This window comes from Asticcacaulis sp. (genome assembly GCF_047605585.1).
Lineage (GTDB): Bacteria > Pseudomonadota > Alphaproteobacteria > Caulobacterales > Caulobacteraceae > Asticcacaulis.
The window spans coordinates 612,040-628,745 of record NZ_JASGFK010000001.1 but is presented as its reverse complement, the minus strand read 5'-3'; the positions used below and the strand labels follow the sequence as shown (position 1 = coordinate 628,745).

Genomic DNA, 16,706 nt, shown 5'->3' with positions numbered 1-16,706 from the left:
TGAATACAAGGAACCTTCTGATGGACGACCAGAGCCGCCTCTCGCTGACCGACCTGATGACCGATATGGCCGCCAAGGCCAGACTCGGGGCGGAAGCTCTGCGTCTGGCGGGACCGGAGGCGCGCACGACAGCTATCCTTGAAGCCGCGAAATCGATCCGGGCGCGCGAAGCGCAGATCCTGGCCGCGAACCAGCAGGACCAGCAATTCGCTCGCGACAAGGGGCTGACCGACGCCATGATCGAGCGCCTGATCCTCAATCCGGCGCGCGTCGAAGCGATGGCCAGGGGGCTGGAAGAGGTGGCGGACCTGCCCGATCCGGTTGGCCGTGAGCTGTCGCGCTGGACTCGCCCGAACGGTCTCGATATCGCCCGCGTTTCGACGCCGATCGGCGTCATTGCCATCATCTATGAGAGCCGTCCGAACGTGACGGCCGATGCCGCTGCCCTGTGCATTCGCTCCTCGAATGCCGCTATCCTGCGCACCGGCTCGGAAGCCCTCAATTCAGCCCTGGCCATCTATGCCGCCTTTGAGGATGGGCTGCGCGCCGCCGGCCTGCCGGACACTTGCGTGCAACTGGTGCCGACCTCGGATCGCGATGCCGTGGGGCTCATTCTTGGCGGGCTCGACAAGGCGATCAACCTGATCATCCCGCGCGGCGGCAAGTCATTGGTGGCGCGGGTCCAGGCCGAGGCGCGCGCACCGGTTCTGGCCCATCTCGAAGGCCTGAACCACACCTATATCCACGCCGCCGCCGACCCGAAGAAGGCGCTGGAAGTGACGCTGAACGCCAAGATGCGCCGTGTCTCGGTCTGCGGCGCTACCGAAACCCTGCTGATAGATGAGGCCGTGGCCGAAAAGCTGCTGCCGGAAATCGCCGAGGCGCTGGAAGGCCAGGGCTGCGAGCTGCGCGGCGATGACCGGGCGCAGGCGATCTGGCCGATGATGCCCGCCAGCGAGGACGACTGGCGCACCGAATACCTGCTGCCCATCCTGTCCGTCAGGGTGGTGAAGGACGAGGCCGAGGCCATCGCCCATATCAAAGCTTACGGCTCCGGTCATACCGAGGCGATCATTACCGAGGACGCGCAGGCGGCCGAAATCTTCCTCAATGAGGTCGATTCCGCCATCGTCATCTGGAACGCCTCGACACAGTATGCCGATGGCGGCGAGTTCGGTTTCGGCGCGGAAATCGGCATCTCGACCGACCGCCTCCATGCCCGTGGCCCGGTGGGCGTCGAGCAACTGACGACCTTCAAATATGTGGTGCGTGGCGACGGCCAGACCCGGCCATAATTTATACGAAACTCGTCAGAAGGCCGATTAATCGTCCGTTTACGGCGAAGTCACCAAACTGTCGTCAAATCGCTATAAACACGACGTTCTTTCCGTCATAATAAGCGCATTGCGAGGTTCGGGCCATAAATGGAAAAGCGTCGAAGCGTCTGGAAGTTCATTCCGGTCGGCACCCTGATCGGGTGCGCGATCCTGGTCGCCATGGCGTTCCTGCCGCCGTTCCACCCGCTGACCATTATCGTGGCGCTGGTGGTGATCGGCTATACGGCCATCCGCTATCTCTCCCTGCTGGGGGATGCGGAGGAAAAGATCCGTGCGCTGAAAGCGCCGGAAAAGCAGATCAAGGTCCAGCCCCAGGGACCGAGCTTTCAGGAAGTGCTGCGCGCCGTTCCCGATCCGGTGATGATTGTCTCCGGTCATGAGCCGGATGATATCGCCGCGCGCCGCGTCATCTTCGCCAATGCCGCCGCCCAGACTATTTTCCACCTGCGCCCCGATGGCGGTCCGCTGGTGGGCGCCATCCGCGTGCCGGAAGTGCTGGAAAATGTCGACGAAGCCCTGTTCGGCGGCATTACCGGCTCGGTGGATTTCGAAACCAGCGGCGGCGCGCGCGATCAGTTCTGGCGCGCCTTTTCCTCGCCCCTGCCGATGGAACATGCCAGCAATGGCCAGCGTCTCGCCTTGCTGGTGATCCGCGATGAAACCGATGCCCGCCGCATGGAGCGGATGCGCGCCGATTTCCTGGCCAATGCCTCGCATGAACTACGCACGCCCCTAGCCTCGATCACCGGCTTTATCGAAACCCTGCGCGGGCCCGCGCGTGACGATGAACAGGCGCGTGACAGATTTTTGACAATCATGGGCGCCCAGGCCGATCGCATGGGCCGGCTGATCGCCGATCTGCTGTCTCTCTCCCGCATCGAAATGAGCGAGCATGTGCCGCCTTCGGGCGAAGCCGACCTCGCCCTGGCGGTGCGCGATGTCACTGACAGCTTGAGCGTGCTGGCCCAGCAGAAGGGCGTGCGTCTGCGCATCGACGCGCCGCGGCCGGGGCTTTTCCCGATCATCAGTGACCGCGACCAGCTCCTGCAGGTGGTACAGAATCTCACCGATAACGCCCTGAAATATGCGCCGCCGGGTTCGGAAGTCAGCATCACGGTCTGCTTCGATGTCACCCTGCCGCAGGCTCTGACACTCAGCGATACCCAGGCGGCCAAGCTGATCCTGCTGCGCCCGGACCGCAATGTGCATGAGCATTATGCGCGGATTACGGTCAGGGACGAAGGGCCTGGAATCAAAAGGGAATTCCTGCCGCGCCTGGCCGAACGCTTCTACCGCGTCGAAGGTCAGAAAAGCGGTGACAAGCTAGGCACCGGTCTGGGGCTGGCCATTGTCAAGCATATCATCAACCGCCACCGTGGCGGGCTGGTGGTCGAAAGCCAGGGGCCGGTTTCGGCGAAGGAAGACGATATCCTCGAACGTGAGGGTAATGTGGCCAGCCTGCCGCCGGCGCAGCCGCAGACCTTCACCGCCTTCAGTGCCTATTTCCCGCAGACCCGTGCCTTTGGACCGGTCGAAGCGCCGCGCCTGGTGACGGATAATGCCTCTGCTCTCAAGGACGCCGGCTAGGGCGCGAAAGGCCTGAAACGGACAGGCTTTAAGCATTAACCCCCTTTTTGGGTCTTTCATTATAAAACTGTCACAAAATACGCCTATTGGGGCTATAGTTCCGGTGACAGGGCGTATTGCGTCAGCCATCAGGAATAAGGAATTCAACAAGGTGTCGTTCAAGATGAATACCCACATCGTCAAGACCTATGGCGACGAACTGGATCAGTTGTCCGCTGAAGTGGTGCTCATGGGCGGCCTGGCCGAAGCGCAGGTGGCGGAAGCGGTCGAAGCCGTGGCGCGCCGCGACGTCGCCCTGGCCCAGAGCGTTGTGGCCCGCGACCACAAGCTGGACGAACTGGAAAAGGATGTCGAGCGCAAGTGCATCCGTCTGATCGCCCTGCGCCAGCCGATGGCCGATGACCTGCGCAAGACGGTGGCCGCCATGAAGCTGGCCACCGCGCTGGAGCGCACCGGCGACCTGGCCAAGAACATCGCCAAGCGCTCGATCGTCATTTCCGAAGCCGAGCCGATGACGCCGCTGACCCGCTCGATCGAGCGCATGGGCAAGCTGGTTTCCTCGCGCCTGCGTGACGTGCTGGACGCCTACAAGTCCGGCAAGGTCGACCTGGCCCAAAGCGTCTGGTCGTCCGACACTGAGGTCGACGAGCACTACAATGCGCTCTTCCGTGAACTGCTCACCTACATGATGGGCGATCCGCGCACCATCTCGGCCTGTACGCACCTGCTCTTCATGGCGAAGAACCTGGAGCGCATCGGCGACTATGCCACCAACATGGCCGAGCACATCAATTTCGAACTGACCGGCGAAGACTATGTCGAGAGCCGCCCCAAGGCCAGCAATCTGGACCAGTAACCCGGAACACGTATGAAGCCCTATATCATTATCGCCGAAGACGAAGACGCCCTCAGCACCCTGCTCAGCTATAATCTGGAGAAGGAAGGTTATGATGTCGGGGTCGCCACCGATGGCGATGAAGCCCTCGTGATGGTGAAGGAACGCCTGCCGGACCTGCTGGTCTGCGACTGGATGATGCCAAAGGTCTCGGGCATCGAGGTCTGCCGCCGGCTGCGCCAGCAGAGCTCTACCCGCAACCTGCCGATCGTTATGCTGACGGCGCGCTCGGAAGAGACCGACCGTATCCGTGGCCTCGATACCGGCGCCGATGACTATGTAGTAAAGCCGTTCTCGATGGTCGAGCTGATGGCGCGTATTCGCGCCGTGCTGCGCCGTATCCGCCCGGCGCTGTCTGAAGACCGCGTCGAGTTTGGTGAAATCTCGGTCGATCGCCTGTCGCACCGCGTTCAGCGCGCCGGCCGCGATATCCACCTGGGGCCGACGGAATATAAACTGCTCGACTACCTGATGCAGTATCCGCGCCGCGTCTTTTCGCGCGAGCAACTGCTGGATGCCGTCTGGGGCAATGACGTTTATGTCGAAGCCCGCACGGTGGATGTCCATGTCGGCCGCCTGCGCAAGGCGCTGAACCACGGCGACCAGTTCGATCCGATCCGGACGGTGCGTTCGGCGGGTTATTCGCTGGATATGCAGAACTGATAGGCGGTTAACCTGCCTTTAGTCGCAGGATCGCCTTCAGGGCCTCGCCCTTGCGTGAGACCACACTGAAGCTGCCGCCCATGGCTTCGATATTGACCCTGACCACGGCCCAGCCCAGGCCCGCGCCTTCGTGTGTACGGTTTTCGGCATTTTCGCCCTGCTCGAAGGGTTTCATCAGCCGCTCGATCTCGTCCTGGTCCGGGGCATTGCCGCGGTTGAAGACGCTGACCGAAACATGATTATGACCCAGCCGGGCATTGATCTCGATCGTTTCGCCTTCCGGCGTGAAGTCGATGGCATTGCGCAACAGGTGATCGAGGCAGGTGGTCAGGCCGCGCGGATCGAGCCAGGCATGCAGGTGTTCATCCAGCAGGCGGTTGTAGAGGGTGACGCCCCGCGCCGTCGCCAGGGGGCGTACCTTGGTCAGCACCTCCTCGATCAGGGGCAGGACGGGCTCGTTCATCGGCGTCAGGCCCTGGCCATCTTCGAGGCGCACGATATCCAGCACATTATTGAACAGGTTCAGTAACTTGCGGCCACTGTCACGGATAATGCCGGCATATTCGACATATTGCGCCGAGCCGAGCGGTCCGTAGAGCTCGTGAGTCAGGATGTCGGAAAAGCCGATAATGCTGTTGAGCGGTGTGCGCAGCTCATGGCTGACCATGCGCAGGAAGGCGCGCTTGGCGGCGTCCTTATCCGCCTCGCGGGCGGCGTCAAGAGTCCAGTTCGGCGCTTCGGCCGGCTGTGGTAAGGACATGGATCACCCTGAAGGCCGGGCAGGAGCGGGTGCGCGGCATAAAACCTGAATCTAGGCCGGGGGGTATTAAGCATCGGTTACCCCGTTCCGTGTCATGGTTAAAAAGAGCCGGTTTTGCGGTGTTTCGCCACCGATTCTTCCCCCGGCAAGGGAGAGGCTTGGGCAGTAGCTTAATTCTGGCTAAAATTCAGATGTTTATTATATAGGCGGGATCATTGCCCCGCGTGAAGGAAACCCATCGGCGTGTCGCTCAAGGCCTACCTACAGGATGAAACTGCGGATGTTGCCACAGGCATCCCCGGATTGCGCCTGCCCGGCGTAAGGCTGGGGGTTGTGGTCTGGCATCTGTGCTGGGCCGGTTACTGCCTGTTCGGCCTGCTGGGCCTGCTGCTTCTGCCGGCCTCGCCCTTCGTCATTGCCGCCCTGGTGATGATCACCCTTCCGGGTGCCGCCTGCGTCATCCTGCTCAGCCGTGACAGCCAGTTCATGCGTCAGGCCCTGATGTGGGTGTGGGCGGTGGCGGCCCTGTTCGCTGTAGGGCTGACCGGCGGCATTTCCGGCCCTCTGGCCGTCTGGTGCGCCCTGCCGCTGCTGGCGGCCATGGTGCTCAACCAGCGCACCCTGGTCACGCTCGGGGCCTCGCTGGCCTTCGGCATTACCCTGTTCAACATCATGATCAGCGTCTGGCATGGCGTCCGGGTGCCGGATGAGCAGGAAGGTTTCTGGCTGTCGGTGATCGCCAATGTCTCCATCGTTGCCGGCCTGGGGCTGGCAGTCCTGCCGGCCCTGCGTACCCGCTCGGAACGCGCCAACGAGGCGGAAGAGGTCCGCGACCGCCTGCTGAAGCTGCTGACCGAACAGCCGGGCCTGCTGATCTGCCTCGATGGCGACGGCCGTGTGGTGGCGGCCTATGGCGAGACGCCGGCGGGGCTCGATATGAAGGCCATGCTGCAGTTCGGCCTGGCGGCGACGGCCCATGTGCCGGACCGGCTGGCGGTCAAGGCGGCTGTCGAGACCGCGGCCCTGGATGGCCGCGCCGACGTCGGCTTCACGCCGCATGCCGGCATGGATCATTATGTGCTTCTTTCGCTGCGCAAGGGCAATGACGGCCGCATCTACGGTGTCATGCACGATGCCTCCCTCTCCCACGCCCACGAGACCTCGCTGGAAGCCGCGCGCGCCGAGGCCGAAAGCCTCAATGCCGGCAAGACCCAGTTCCTCGCCAGCATGAGCCACGAATTGCGCACCCCGCTCAATGCCGTCATCGGTTTCTCTGACATCATGCGCCTGCAGATGTTCGGCGAGATGCCGCCGAAATATGCCGAATATGCCCAGTTGATCTGGGAATCCGGCCAGCACGTGCTCGACATGATCAATGACGTACTCGACATGTCGAAGATCGAGGCCCAGAGGTACGAGCTGGCCCTGGAAGGCTTTGACATGCGCGAACCGGTTTCGGCGGCGCTGCGCCTGATCCGCGGCCAGGCGCACGAAAAGAATATCGACATCCTCAGCGACATGCCGCAGACGCCGGTAACGGTCACGGCTGACAAGCGCGCCATCAAGCAGATCTGCCTCAACCTGCTGTCCAATGCCGTCAAGTTCACGCCGCCGGGCGGCGATGTGCGCCTGGCCCTGGACCCGCGCGAGGATGGCGTCGACATCATCATTACCGATACCGGCATCGGTATTTCGGCCGAGGACCTGAGCCGGATCGGCCAGCCTTACGAGCAATCGGGTCCGGCGGAACAGAAGGCGATGGGCACCGGACTTGGCCTGTCGATCGTCCGGGCCATGGCACAGCTGCTGGGCGGCACCATGACCCTGGCCAGCACGCTTGGCGAAGGCACGACGGTCACGGTTTCCCTGCCGGTGGTGCAGGCGGACGAGCAGCCGGAATTGCCGATGCCGGTGCCGGTCCAGCCGGAGCATGGCAGCGCGATACCCGGCGTAGTCCAGTCGCTGGAAGCTTTCGCACGGGCGGCCCTGCAACCGCATAATCCGCTGGAGGATATCAGCCACACGCCGGATTCCTTAAGCCGGTTCAGCGATTTCGTGATCCGCCCGCCGAAGAGTTAGGCCCGCTCAGCCAACACATTTTCCAGCTTGCCGAGGAAGCCCTGCCAGCCGTGCAGGGCGCCGCCGAAGGCTTGTTTCTGGTCGGGGCGGAAGCCGGCCTGTTCGACGCGCAGGTGGGTGCCGGTATCGGTGGGCGTCAGGGTGAAAGTGACCACGCTGCGCAGGTCATAGGCCGGGTTGTCGTTGACGAAGTCCCAGCTGTAGGCCAGCGTCCGGCCGGGCTCCAGGGCCAGGACCTCGCAGTCCAGTACGCCACCCCATTCGCCGCGCAGATGGAATTTATGCCCGATTTTCGGCTGGAAGTCGTTGGCCATCAGCCATTCCGTGATCAGGTGTGGCTGGGTGAGGGCGCGCCACAGCTTGTCCACCGGGTGCGGGAATTCGCGTTCGGTGACGACGGCGCGGGTTTCGGTCTCGGACATCAGGACTTGCCCTTCTTTGGTTTGACGGCTTTCGACTTTGTATTCAGCTCAACGGTCGCACGGATCAGGGCCTTGAAAGCGGCCTCGTTAATCGCCTCCCCTTCGCGGAAATCAATGGCGCGGCGGGTGGCGCCTTCCAGGCTCGAATTGAACAGGCCTTCGGGATCGGGCACAGAGGCGCCCTTGGCAAAGGTGGTCTTGACCGCGGCCTTGTAGGTCTCGCCTGTGCAGAGGATGCCGTCATGTGACCAGACCGGGATATTCCATTTCCATTCCTCGACCACGTCCGGATCGGCTTCCTTGATGAGAGCGCGCAGACGGGTGAGGGTTTCGCCACGCCAGTCGGGATATTCGGCGATGTTCTCGTCGATCAGCTGCGCGGCCGGAATGCCTTCGGTGGGTTTCAGGGGCTTCTTCATGAGGTTTCCTTACATACGCTGACCAGGCAGCCGGCTGGCCTGCCTGATCCAGTCGGTTAGTTGCGCCTCGTCGATGGCATCGTCTTCGCGTATATCGAGATAGCGCACTTCCTTCTGTTTTGAGGCGCCCGGCGGCAGGGGGACGAGATGGGCGCCGTTGAAGAAGGCGAGCTTGATGTACCTGGTGTAGCAATGGATGCCGAGGAACCAGACCTTGTCCTCCATGCCATAGAAGGGCGAGTTCCACTTGACCGCCTTCCTGACGCCGGGAACCGTTTCGGTGATCAGCGCATCCAGCCGCTGGCCGATCGCGTTTTTCCAGCCCGGCATGGCGGCGATATAGGCCTGAACGGGTGCGTCACCGTCGCCCTTGGCGATCTGCGGGTTGCCGCCCGACAACAGGCGCGGTTTGTCCGTTTCCTCGGTCATTGGTCCATCCGGTTCAGCAGGCTTTCGAGATGATCGAAGCGGTTTTCCCAGAAACCGGCCATCTGGCTGGTCCAGTCCATCAGCGGAGAAAGCGCCATGATCTGCGCACTGTAATGAGTCTGGCGGCCATCAATGCGCCCGCGCACCAGTCCGGCGTCTTTCAGCAGGGACAGGTGTTTGGAAACCACCGGCTGGGAGACGCCCGCCTGTTCGGTCAGAGCGCCGACCGTGGTCTCGCCCTCGCGGCACAGCCGTTCGAAGATCGCCCGGCGTGTCGGGTCGGCCAGGGTGCGGAACAGGATGTCATGCGGCGGTGTCAATTCATATCCATTTGGCTATGAATTGACGTATAGCCACTTGACTATGAATGAGTCAATCGAAATCGAACGCTCAGCCCTGGCGGTTGATCTGATTGTGTGTGTAGGGCGCCGGCAGGGCGACATAGCTTAGGCCGGTGACGAAATCGCCGACCTCGAAGCGGGCATAGCGTGGGCCGTCCTCGGTCGAGAACTCGACCACGATATCCTCGCGTGGATCGAGTTTGGCGATGGCCAGCCAGGCGCGGCTGGGAAAATCGAAGCGCAGGGCCTCTTCCGGGCCTTGCGTACCGGCATACTGCCCGGTCAGGGTAAAGCCGGCCAGGTTGGTCTTGACCGCCGGGCGCAGGTCGGCGGTGACATCGCTCTTGCCGCTGGCCATGAAGCTCAGCGAACTATAGTCCGTAAAGCCCACGGGCAGGCGGTCGCTCAGGCCATAGGGCGCGCGATTGATCGTGCCGGTGGTGACGATATCGGTATTGCGCACCAAAAGGCGCGCGCTGTAGGGCCGCGTGCCGTCCTTGAAATGTGCCATCAGGCTGAAGCTGTTCTGGTGCAGGCCACCATAGAGGCCGAAGGCCATGTCGGCTTGATCCGTATTCTGGTATTGCACCAGCCGCCAGACCTGATCGTCGCCATAGGCGCGGTTGGCCAGCCACTCGGTGCGGCCGGAAGGCAGGTCGAGATGCGGTACGGCGATGAAGCGGTTGAAGCCGCCTTCGGCCGTATGGACCTCCGCCGTCAGGGCCGGTGCGGCGCAGTCTGTCTGGTAGGCTGCTGTGCGCGCCCTTTCCAGCCAGGGCGCCAGGTAATCCATGGTCAGGCCGGCGCGCAGGGCGTCGTTGCGCGCCTGCAGGTAGCCAGCCTTCAGGGCCTGTCCGGTCGCGGTATCGAGCAGGTGGCAGCGCGCATCGGCCTGCAGCAGGAAGTAGCGCTTGACCACCGGCAGGGTATAGTCATCCGCCGTCCGGGCCAGCAGGGGCGCCGTGATACAGGCGGCCAGGGCGGCTGTGGCAAGGGCAAGCGATTTGACAAATGAACGGAGGCGCATAAACGGTTGGCCGAAACTTTGAACGAGGGCTTTGAGGAATATCTTCGTACCCCTTATAAGCCATCGTGCTTTAGATGGCGTTTCCAATCAGGGTTAGCCAAATGTTACTTTCAAGCGATCTCTGGGTCAGTGCGCTGTTGCGGCGGGTCGAACAGGCGGGCAGTTTCGCCTTCATCGCCCGGCGGGGCGACAAGGCCTATGGCGCGGTGCTGGTCAAGGTGCTGAACCTCAGGACGCGCGAAACCTATGTGCTGCGCGAGGCCCAGAAAGGCGAGGACACCCTGTGGATGCGGCCCATTGAGACGAAGGACGAGGCCGATCTAGATGCCTGGATCGCTCGTCAGGTTAAATACGATCCCGATATCTGGGTGGTCGAGATCGAGGATGCGGAAGGCCGGCACTTCCTGACCGAGCCGGTCGACATCTGAAGCGCAATATGATGAATCGCGGGTTTACCCTGTCTTTCAACGGAATAACAAAACCTCTGCGCTAGTGTGGTCCCTCACCACAACTTACGTACAGGTAGCGTTTTTGTATTTTCTGCTGAATGACCTTATCCTCGATATCGATGCCGCGCACATGATGCATCCTCTCGACGCGGAGCGCTTTTCTGCGCTCAGCGTGGATTACATCTCGCAGTTGGGTAAGGAAATGTTCGCCGAAGACGCCCAGGCGCACCGCCATAATCCGGAACGCGCCCGCCGCCTGTGCTACCTGCTGCACCTGAAGATGCCGCGCGTCAATGCTGCCCAGTTCTTCGCCATGGGCAATCGCCCGGAAAACGTCGATGCCAGCTTCAAGTCGCTGAACGAAATGGCCATGGGTATGATGTTCGAACAGCAGACCGCCGGCATGCTGGATGCCCGCAAGGTCGATCATGAGGTCTGGCATCGCATGGCCGCTTAAGGCCGGCGTTCTACTTATCCAGACCGAACCAGCGTGCGATGTAAAGTGACGAGCAGATACCGGCATCTGCCGTCGATCCGCCGCCACCGCACTGTTCCGCCCCGCTGCCTGGTGCTACGGGGATATAGTGCTCCAGATTGGTAAGGACATAGGTTTCCACCAGGTTTGCGCCGTAGATTTTGTGCGGATAACCGGCGACCGTATCACTGGTCTCGGGTGTCTGATCCTGGCCGTGAACATTGGTCCACTGCTGCATCTCCTGGTCTTCATTGCTGAAATTGATGATGTCGTCCGCTGTTCCGTGCCAGATGGAAACGCGCGGCCAACTGCCGGTATATCCCGAATAGGCAGCGCGCACGCGATCGCCCAGAGTCTGTGCTGAAACGGTAGCGCCATTAAAACAGCCCTCGACCTCATCGAGCGATGTGGCGCACTTGTAGGGTATGCCGGCAATGGGGGCGCCGGCCGCAAAGACATCAGGATAGGTCGCCAGCATGACATTGGTCATGGCCGCGCCGCCGGAAAAGCCGGTGACGAACACGCGGCTGGAATCAACGGCATAATGCGTTTTCATCCAGTCGATCATCGCGATCAGGGTGGCTGGTTCACCGGACCCGCGTTCCTGATCTGCCGGCACATAGAAGTTGAAGCAGTTATTGTACTGGGTCGTGGTTTCGGCAATCACCAGGCTGAAACCCATTGAATCCGCCCATTTTGTCCAGCCGGTTTCATCGTCATAATCAACCGCCACACCGCCGCAGCCCGGCAGGATCAGAACCAGGGGGCGATTGGCTGTCAGACCTGCGGGAACATAGGCATACATGGTCAGCTGGCCCTGGTTGTCACCGAAATTATCTACCTGTGTCAGCTGGTCAGCCGGCAGGGATCCTGAGATAGATGAAGAGGCGGATGACGACGATGACGACGACGATGACGACGAACTGGACGAAGACGCAGATGATGAACCGCTGCCTGATCCACCCGAGCTGCTGCTCCCGCCTGATCCGCCACAGCCACTGATCATCAGCAGGCTGGCGCACAAGGATGCCATGCACAGCGCCTTCAGGCTACCAAAGCGTCTCAACATCACTTGTCCCCGGATCAGATGATTTTATTGCAGTATGGTAACAGATACCGGGGCGCACGACTACGCTCCAATGGTTGAATAGCTTAGCGATGCGGCAGGGCGGCCGCCAAGGTCGTGGTGAGCGTGGCTGCGTCCGTGAGTCTGGCCAGGGCCGCCGCCTGACCGGCCCACAGGTTGCTGAAGCCTTTTGCCCCATCAAGCGATGCGCTGTTTTTAAGCGGGGTGAGTGCCCCGCCAGCCAATGGGAAAGACGGCGCCATATCCGATAAGGGCCCAAGCTCTGCCATGGCACGGTTCGCGATCCCACGCGCCGGGCGGCCAGTAAAGATATTGGTGATCTGGGTGCTGTCATCGCGGGCGGCCAGAAGCGCTGCGCGATGGGCGTCGCTGATCGTTGCCTCGGTCGTCAGCAGATAGGCTGTGCCGACCTGGACCGCTGCCGCACCGAGCATGAGAGCCGCCGCCACACCCCGGCTATCAGAAATGCCACCCGCGGCGATCACCGGCACGGACACGGCATCCACGATCTGGGGCACCAGGGCGAAGGTGCCGACCTGGCGCGACATGTCCATTTGCAAAAATGAGGCCCGGTGGCCGCCCGCTTCCGCGCCCATGGCGATGACCGCATCCACGCCGCACGCCGCCAGCCAGAGCGCCTCGGCGACCGTGGTGGCGGAAGAGAGGATTTTCGCGCCCGTCGCTTTCACGCGCGCCAGCAGGTCCGGCGTTGGCAAGCCGAAATGGAAGCTGACCACGGCGGGGCGGATAGCCTCGACCACTCGGCAATAGGCGTCGTCGAACGGCGCGCGGGCCGACAGCGGCGCTGGCGTATCGGCCGGTAAGCCAGCCTCGGCATAATAGGGCGCCAGATGCTGCCGCCAGGCCTCCAGTTGCGCCTTCACCGCTGGATCGTCCGGATTCGGCGCGGCATGGCAAAAGAAGTTCAGGTTGAAGGGCGCGTCGGTCGCCTCGCGGATTTGCTGCGCGGCATCGCCTGCCTGCGCCGGCGATAGCTGCGCGCAGGGCAACGAGCCCAGACCGCCTGCCCGGCTGACCGCGATCGCCATTTCCGCCCCATTGGCCCCGGCCATGGGCGCCTGGATGATCGGCAGGTCGATCCCCAGCAGGTCCAGTATGCGGCGATCTTTCCAGTTCATTTGAACAGACCCAATGGAATGACCGCCGCCATGGCCGCTACGCCGGCATCGTTAGGGTGCAGGTGGTCGCCGACATCATATTCGGTGCGCAGATGGCCGGGCCTGGCCGGGTCTTCGACCGCCTTTTCGAAATCGATCACGCCGTCGAAGACGGTTTGTTGCCGTATCCAGGCATTGATCGCCTGGCGTGATTTTTCCTTGTCCTCGGAGAAATAGTTCTCGAACACCGTGTCGCGGAAAGGCGTCATGGTGGCGGCGTAGATCTTCAGGCCGCGCTCGTGGGCGCGCGCCGCCGTCTGGCTCAGGCCGTCGATCAGGTCATCGGCGGAGACATACCCCTCCGAGCCCGGTCCTTGCGCATGACCCAGGTCGTTAATGCCGATCAGCACGATCACGGCGCTGGCATTCGGCTGGGCCAGCACGTCGCGATCGAAGCGCGACAGCCCGCCCTCACCGAAACGCGCCCAGGCGCCGTGATGCAGCAGGCGATTGCCGCTCAGGCCCGCATTGACGACGCTGAGCGGGATATTCGCTTCATGCAGGCGGCGGCTCAAAAGTTCCGGCCAGGTGCGCCCCTGATCCGGCGTGATGCCGTAGCCATCGGTGATCGAGTCGCCGAAAGTGATCAGGGCGGCTTTCGCCGGTGAGCCGGAAACCTCCACCTCGGCCAGCCAGGGGAAGGCGTTGCCGATACCTATATCGGTTTTTGCTTCGGGCAATTCAGCGGCGCGGCTGGTGCGGCCATCGGCGACATAAAACACCCCACGCTGGATATCATGGACTGTGGCGAGCGGGGCCTCAGGCACATAGAGGCTGATTGCCAGATCGCTGTCGGCGGCCACTTTAAGGGGCAAGGGATCGCTGAGCACATAGGCGCCGGGCGCGATGGTGACAGTGGCGCGGCCGTTGAAGGTGACGGCGTTGTCGCTGGCCGGATCGATACGGCTGCCGGTCAGGCGCTTCGCCACGCGGATGTCCTCCAGCTTGAGCGGCGCCGCGCCATAGGCATTGGAGAGGCGCAACCGCACCGAACTGCCGCCGGCACTGATCCGCACGATCTGGCGCAGGGTCTTGTCGGCGATCTTCACGTCGACACCGGAAGGCTCTGGCGACGCGTACCAGGTGGGAATCCATTTCGGTGCGGCATCCTTCGCCATTGCCGGCAGGGCGGGCAGGGCCGCCATCAGGGCAAGGCTGAAAAGGGTGGCGCGGCGTGTGGTCTGGAACATGTCGATTTCCCTGTCTCCTGAACCCGCAGACATCGCATAGCCGGAAAAGTCCGTCAAATGTGATGTTATAATATTCTAACATGTTGATTTCGATATTTATTTTTGAAGTCCTCTGGTTTTGCCACAGGTCTCGGCCTAAGCTCGGCCTTTCCCTTTCCGCGAGGTCTGTCATGCCCCATGACCATCACACCCATACGCCTGATGATCATAGTCACGGTCATGATCATGGTCATTCGCATGGCGGCCATGGCCATCACCACGCCCCAACTGATTTCGGCGCGCGCTTCCTGTGGGCGGCGTCGCTCAATGCCGCCTTTATCATCGCCGAGGTCATCTATGGCCTGAAAGCCAATTCGCTGGCTCTGCTGGCGGACGCCGGTCATAATTTCAGCGATGTGATTTCGCTGATCCTGGCCTGGGTGGCATGGTGGCTGGCGAAGAAGAAACCGGTTGCCGGTTATACCTATGGCTTTCGCGGCGCCTCGATCATGGCGGCCCTGTTCAATGCTATCCTGCTGATGGTCGCGATCGGCGGCATTGTCTGGGAAGCGGTGCAGCGCTTTTCGTCGCATGAAGCGGTGCAGGGCGATCTGGTGATGTGGGTGGCCGGGGCCGGCATCCTGGTCAACGGCTTTACCGCCTGGCTGTTCGCGCAAGGGCAATCGGACCTCAATATCAAGGCCGCCTTCGCCCATCTGGCGGCGGATGCGGTGGTGTCGGCCGCGGTGGTGGTGGCCGGTCTGGTGCTGATGCTGACCGGCTGGGCGTGGCTCGATCCGCTGTTCAGTATCGTCGTCTCCGCCGTGATTGTCTGGGGCACCTGGGGCCTGTTGCGGGATTCCGTGCGCCTCAGCCTGCAAGGCGTGCCGCCGCATATCGACTTTGGCAAGGTCAAGGCGTTTCTCGCCAGCCAGCCAGGCGTCACCGATGTGCATGATCTGCATATCTGGGGCATGAGCACGACCGAGGTGGCCCTGACTGCGCACCTGACCATGCCGGGTGGCCATCCGGGCGACGCCTTCCTGCATGACCTGGCCGAGGAACTGGAACACCATCACGGCATAATCCACGCCACCATCCAGATCGAAATGAGCGACGGCGCGCATCCTTGCGCGTTAGCGCCGGACGAGGTGGTCTAGGCGCGGCGGTAATTCAGCACAAAAACGCCCAGCGCCAGCAGCGGCGCGAGGCCGCCGGCCAGGGCCACATATTCCCAGCCGCCGGTTTCATAGAGCGTGCTGGCGACTGCCGAGCCGATGGCCCCGCCGGTAAATATGCCCGCCATATAGATGCCGTTGACGCGCCCCCGGCTCAAAGGATCGAGCGCATAGATGGCGCGCTGCCCCTGCACCATGTTCATCTGGACGCAGAAATCGAGCACTACGCCCAGCAGAGCCAGCACGATCACGCCGCGCATGGCCGGCAGAAGGGTAATCAGCATGGCGATTGCGCCCACCGCCAGGGCGCCGAAAGTGGCCTTCACCGTATGCCCGGCATCGGCCAGCCGGCCACTTAAAGGGGCCGCCAGGGCGCCGGTGGCGCCGACCAGGGCGAACAGGGCGATCTGGCTTTGCGTCAGGTGGAACCGGCTGGCCAGTTCGAGGGGCGCCACGGTCCAGAACAGCGAGAAGGCGCAGAACATGCAGGCCTGGAAGAGGGTGCGCAGACGAAGCGCCGGATGGGCCCGCCACAGCACGGTCAGGGAATGGATCAGCCGGACATAGGTGGTCTTCTGCTCTGGCTGACGGCTTGGCAGGGTTATAGCCAGCAGACCGCTCATCAGCACCATGAAGGCAGCGGCGGTGTAATAGACAGCGCGCCAGCCGAAATGATCGGCGATCAGGCTCGACAGCGGCCGCGACAGCAGGATGCCGAGCACCAGTCCGCCCATGATATTGCCGACCACCCGGCCGCGATTTTCGTCAGTGGCCATGTGCGCCGCCAACGGGATCAGCACCTGCACTGCCACAGTGGCCAGCCCGATCAGCAATGACACAATCAGGAACAATATGCCGTTGGTGGCCAGGCCCGCCATCAGCAGGCTTATGAAAGACGCCGCCAGCAGGATCAGGGTCAGGCGGCGGTTCTCGGTGCGATCGGCCAGCGGCACGATGAACAGCAGGCCCAGACCATAGCCGATCTGGGTCAGGGAAACGATCAGAGAGGCGGTCTCGTTCGATAGCCCCACGGCCGGCGCGATCAGGGCAATGATCGGTTGGCCATAGTAAAGATTGCCGACAACAACGCCACAGGCCAGGGCGAACAGCGCCACCAGGCCGGGCGTGAGGGGTTTGGAAGCGGACATGGGTATGCTTTCGGGGCGGGGGAAGCGTCTGGCGCGATATATAACCACGGCGGTTACGGAAAC

19 protein-coding genes are annotated in these 16,706 nt (G+C 62.4%); 8 read left to right on the top strand and 11 right to left on the bottom strand.

The features are described from left to right. The first annotated feature begins 20 nt into the window (after nt 1-20). The 4 genes from QM647_RS02965 (at nt 21) to phoB (ending at nt 4,482) form a co-directional block, all read left to right on the top strand. On the top strand, nt 21-1,295 hold the full coding sequence (locus QM647_RS02965; protein ID WP_414993981.1) for a glutamate-5-semialdehyde dehydrogenase: 1,275 nt from the start codon (nt 21-23) through the stop codon (nt 1,293-1,295). Between the two features lie 129 nt (nt 1,296-1,424). Further along, the gene (locus QM647_RS02960) at nt 1,425-2,924 is read left to right on the top strand and encodes a sensor histidine kinase (RefSeq protein ID WP_414993980.1); all 1,500 of its coding nucleotides are present in this window, start codon (nt 1,425-1,427) and stop codon (nt 2,922-2,924) included. A gap of 163 nt (nt 2,925-3,087) precedes the next feature. Next, complete coding sequence (phoU, locus tag QM647_RS02955; protein ID WP_414993979.1) at nt 3,088-3,780, top strand: phosphate signaling complex protein PhoU; 693 nt, start codon at nt 3,088-3,090, stop codon at nt 3,778-3,780. Between the two features lie 12 nt (nt 3,781-3,792). Continuing rightward, nucleotides 3,793-4,482: a phosphate regulon transcriptional regulator PhoB gene (phoB, locus tag QM647_RS02950; RefSeq protein ID WP_414993978.1), complete on the top strand. Its 690-nt coding sequence runs from the start codon at nt 3,793-3,795 to the stop codon at nt 4,480-4,482. 7 nt (nt 4,483-4,489) lie between these two features. Here phoB and QM647_RS02945 read toward each other — a convergent pair whose 3' ends face one another. Next, nucleotides 4,490-5,242: a sensor histidine kinase gene (locus tag QM647_RS02945; protein ID WP_414993977.1), complete on the bottom strand. Its 753-nt coding sequence runs from the start codon at nt 5,240-5,242 to the stop codon at nt 4,490-4,492. A 243-nt stretch (nt 5,243-5,485) separates the two neighbouring features. On the opposite strand from QM647_RS02945, the gene QM647_RS02940 reads away from it, so the two are divergent. Further along, the gene (locus QM647_RS02940; protein WP_414993976.1) at nt 5,486-7,321 is read left to right on the top strand and encodes a sensor histidine kinase; all 1,836 of its coding nucleotides are present in this window, start codon (nt 5,486-5,488) and stop codon (nt 7,319-7,321) included. On the opposite strand, the gene QM647_RS02935 is transcribed toward QM647_RS02940, so the two are convergent. From QM647_RS02935 to QM647_RS02915, 5 genes are all read right to left on the bottom strand, one after another. Then, nucleotides 7,318-7,743 carry an SRPBCC family protein gene (locus QM647_RS02935; protein ID WP_414993975.1) on the bottom strand — a complete coding sequence of 142 codons (426 nt, stop codon included), beginning with the start codon at nt 7,741-7,743 and terminating at the stop codon, nt 7,318-7,320. The genes QM647_RS02940 and QM647_RS02935 overlap by 4 nt on opposite strands. Continuing rightward, entirely contained in the window at nt 7,743-8,162 is a 420-nt protein-coding gene (locus tag QM647_RS02930) for a DUF1801 domain-containing protein (RefSeq protein ID WP_414993974.1), read from the bottom strand. The genes QM647_RS02935 and QM647_RS02930 overlap by 1 nt, the downstream gene beginning before the upstream one ends. A gap of 9 nt (nt 8,163-8,171) precedes the next feature. Then, nucleotides 8,172-8,591 (bottom strand): DUF1801 domain-containing protein, encoded by a 420-nt coding sequence (locus QM647_RS02925; protein WP_414993973.1) that lies wholly within the window; start codon nt 8,589-8,591, stop codon nt 8,172-8,174. Beyond that, the gene (locus QM647_RS02920; RefSeq protein ID WP_414993972.1) at nt 8,588-8,911 is read right to left on the bottom strand and encodes an ArsR/SmtB family transcription factor; all 324 of its coding nucleotides are present in this window, start codon (nt 8,909-8,911) and stop codon (nt 8,588-8,590) included. The genes QM647_RS02925 and QM647_RS02920 overlap by 4 nt, the downstream gene beginning before the upstream one ends. A gap of 70 nt (nt 8,912-8,981) precedes the next feature. After that, nucleotides 8,982-9,959: a hypothetical protein gene (locus tag QM647_RS02915; protein WP_414993971.1), complete on the bottom strand. Its 978-nt coding sequence runs from the start codon at nt 9,957-9,959 to the stop codon at nt 8,982-8,984. A 101-nt stretch (nt 9,960-10,060) separates the two neighbouring features. Between QM647_RS02915 and QM647_RS02910 the strand changes: the two genes are divergently transcribed. Together QM647_RS02910 and QM647_RS02905 are read left to right on the top strand one after the other, a co-directional pair. After that, nucleotides 10,061-10,387, top strand: coding sequence for a DUF1491 family protein (locus QM647_RS02910; RefSeq protein ID WP_414993970.1), 327 nt, complete (start codon nt 10,061-10,063; stop codon nt 10,385-10,387). A 103-nt stretch (nt 10,388-10,490) separates the two neighbouring features. Then, complete coding sequence (locus QM647_RS02905) at nt 10,491-10,865, top strand: hypothetical protein (RefSeq protein WP_414993969.1); 375 nt, start codon at nt 10,491-10,493, stop codon at nt 10,863-10,865. Between the two features lie 10 nt (nt 10,866-10,875). Here QM647_RS02905 and QM647_RS02900 read toward each other — a convergent pair whose 3' ends face one another. From QM647_RS02900 to QM647_RS02885, 4 genes are all read right to left on the bottom strand, one after another. After that, nucleotides 10,876-11,688, bottom strand: coding sequence for a PHB depolymerase family esterase (locus QM647_RS02900; protein ID WP_414993968.1), 813 nt, complete (start codon nt 11,686-11,688; stop codon nt 10,876-10,878). A 49-nt stretch (nt 11,689-11,737) separates the two neighbouring features. Then, nucleotides 11,738-11,905, bottom strand: coding sequence for a hypothetical protein (locus QM647_RS02895; RefSeq protein ID WP_414993967.1), 168 nt, complete (start codon nt 11,903-11,905; stop codon nt 11,738-11,740). A gap of 130 nt (nt 11,906-12,035) precedes the next feature. Continuing rightward, entirely contained in the window at nt 12,036-13,109 is a 1,074-nt protein-coding gene (locus QM647_RS02890) for an NAD(P)H-dependent flavin oxidoreductase (RefSeq protein WP_414993966.1), read from the bottom strand. Beyond that, the gene (locus QM647_RS02885; RefSeq protein WP_414993965.1) at nt 13,106-14,338 is read right to left on the bottom strand and encodes an SGNH/GDSL hydrolase family protein; all 1,233 of its coding nucleotides are present in this window, start codon (nt 14,336-14,338) and stop codon (nt 13,106-13,108) included. The genes QM647_RS02890 and QM647_RS02885 overlap by 4 nt, the downstream gene beginning before the upstream one ends. A gap of 170 nt (nt 14,339-14,508) precedes the next feature. Between QM647_RS02885 and QM647_RS02880 the strand changes: the two genes are divergently transcribed. Next, the gene (locus QM647_RS02880; RefSeq protein WP_414993964.1) at nt 14,509-15,477 is read left to right on the top strand and encodes a cation diffusion facilitator family transporter; all 969 of its coding nucleotides are present in this window, start codon (nt 14,509-14,511) and stop codon (nt 15,475-15,477) included. Here QM647_RS02880 and QM647_RS02875 read toward each other — a convergent pair. Further along, nucleotides 15,474-16,643 carry an MFS transporter gene (locus tag QM647_RS02875; RefSeq protein WP_414993963.1) on the bottom strand — a complete coding sequence of 390 codons (1,170 nt, stop codon included), beginning with the start codon at nt 16,641-16,643 and terminating at the stop codon, nt 15,474-15,476. The two genes, QM647_RS02880 and QM647_RS02875, sit on opposite strands and share 4 nt — an antisense overlap. Nucleotides 16,644-16,706 lie beyond the last annotated feature (63 nt).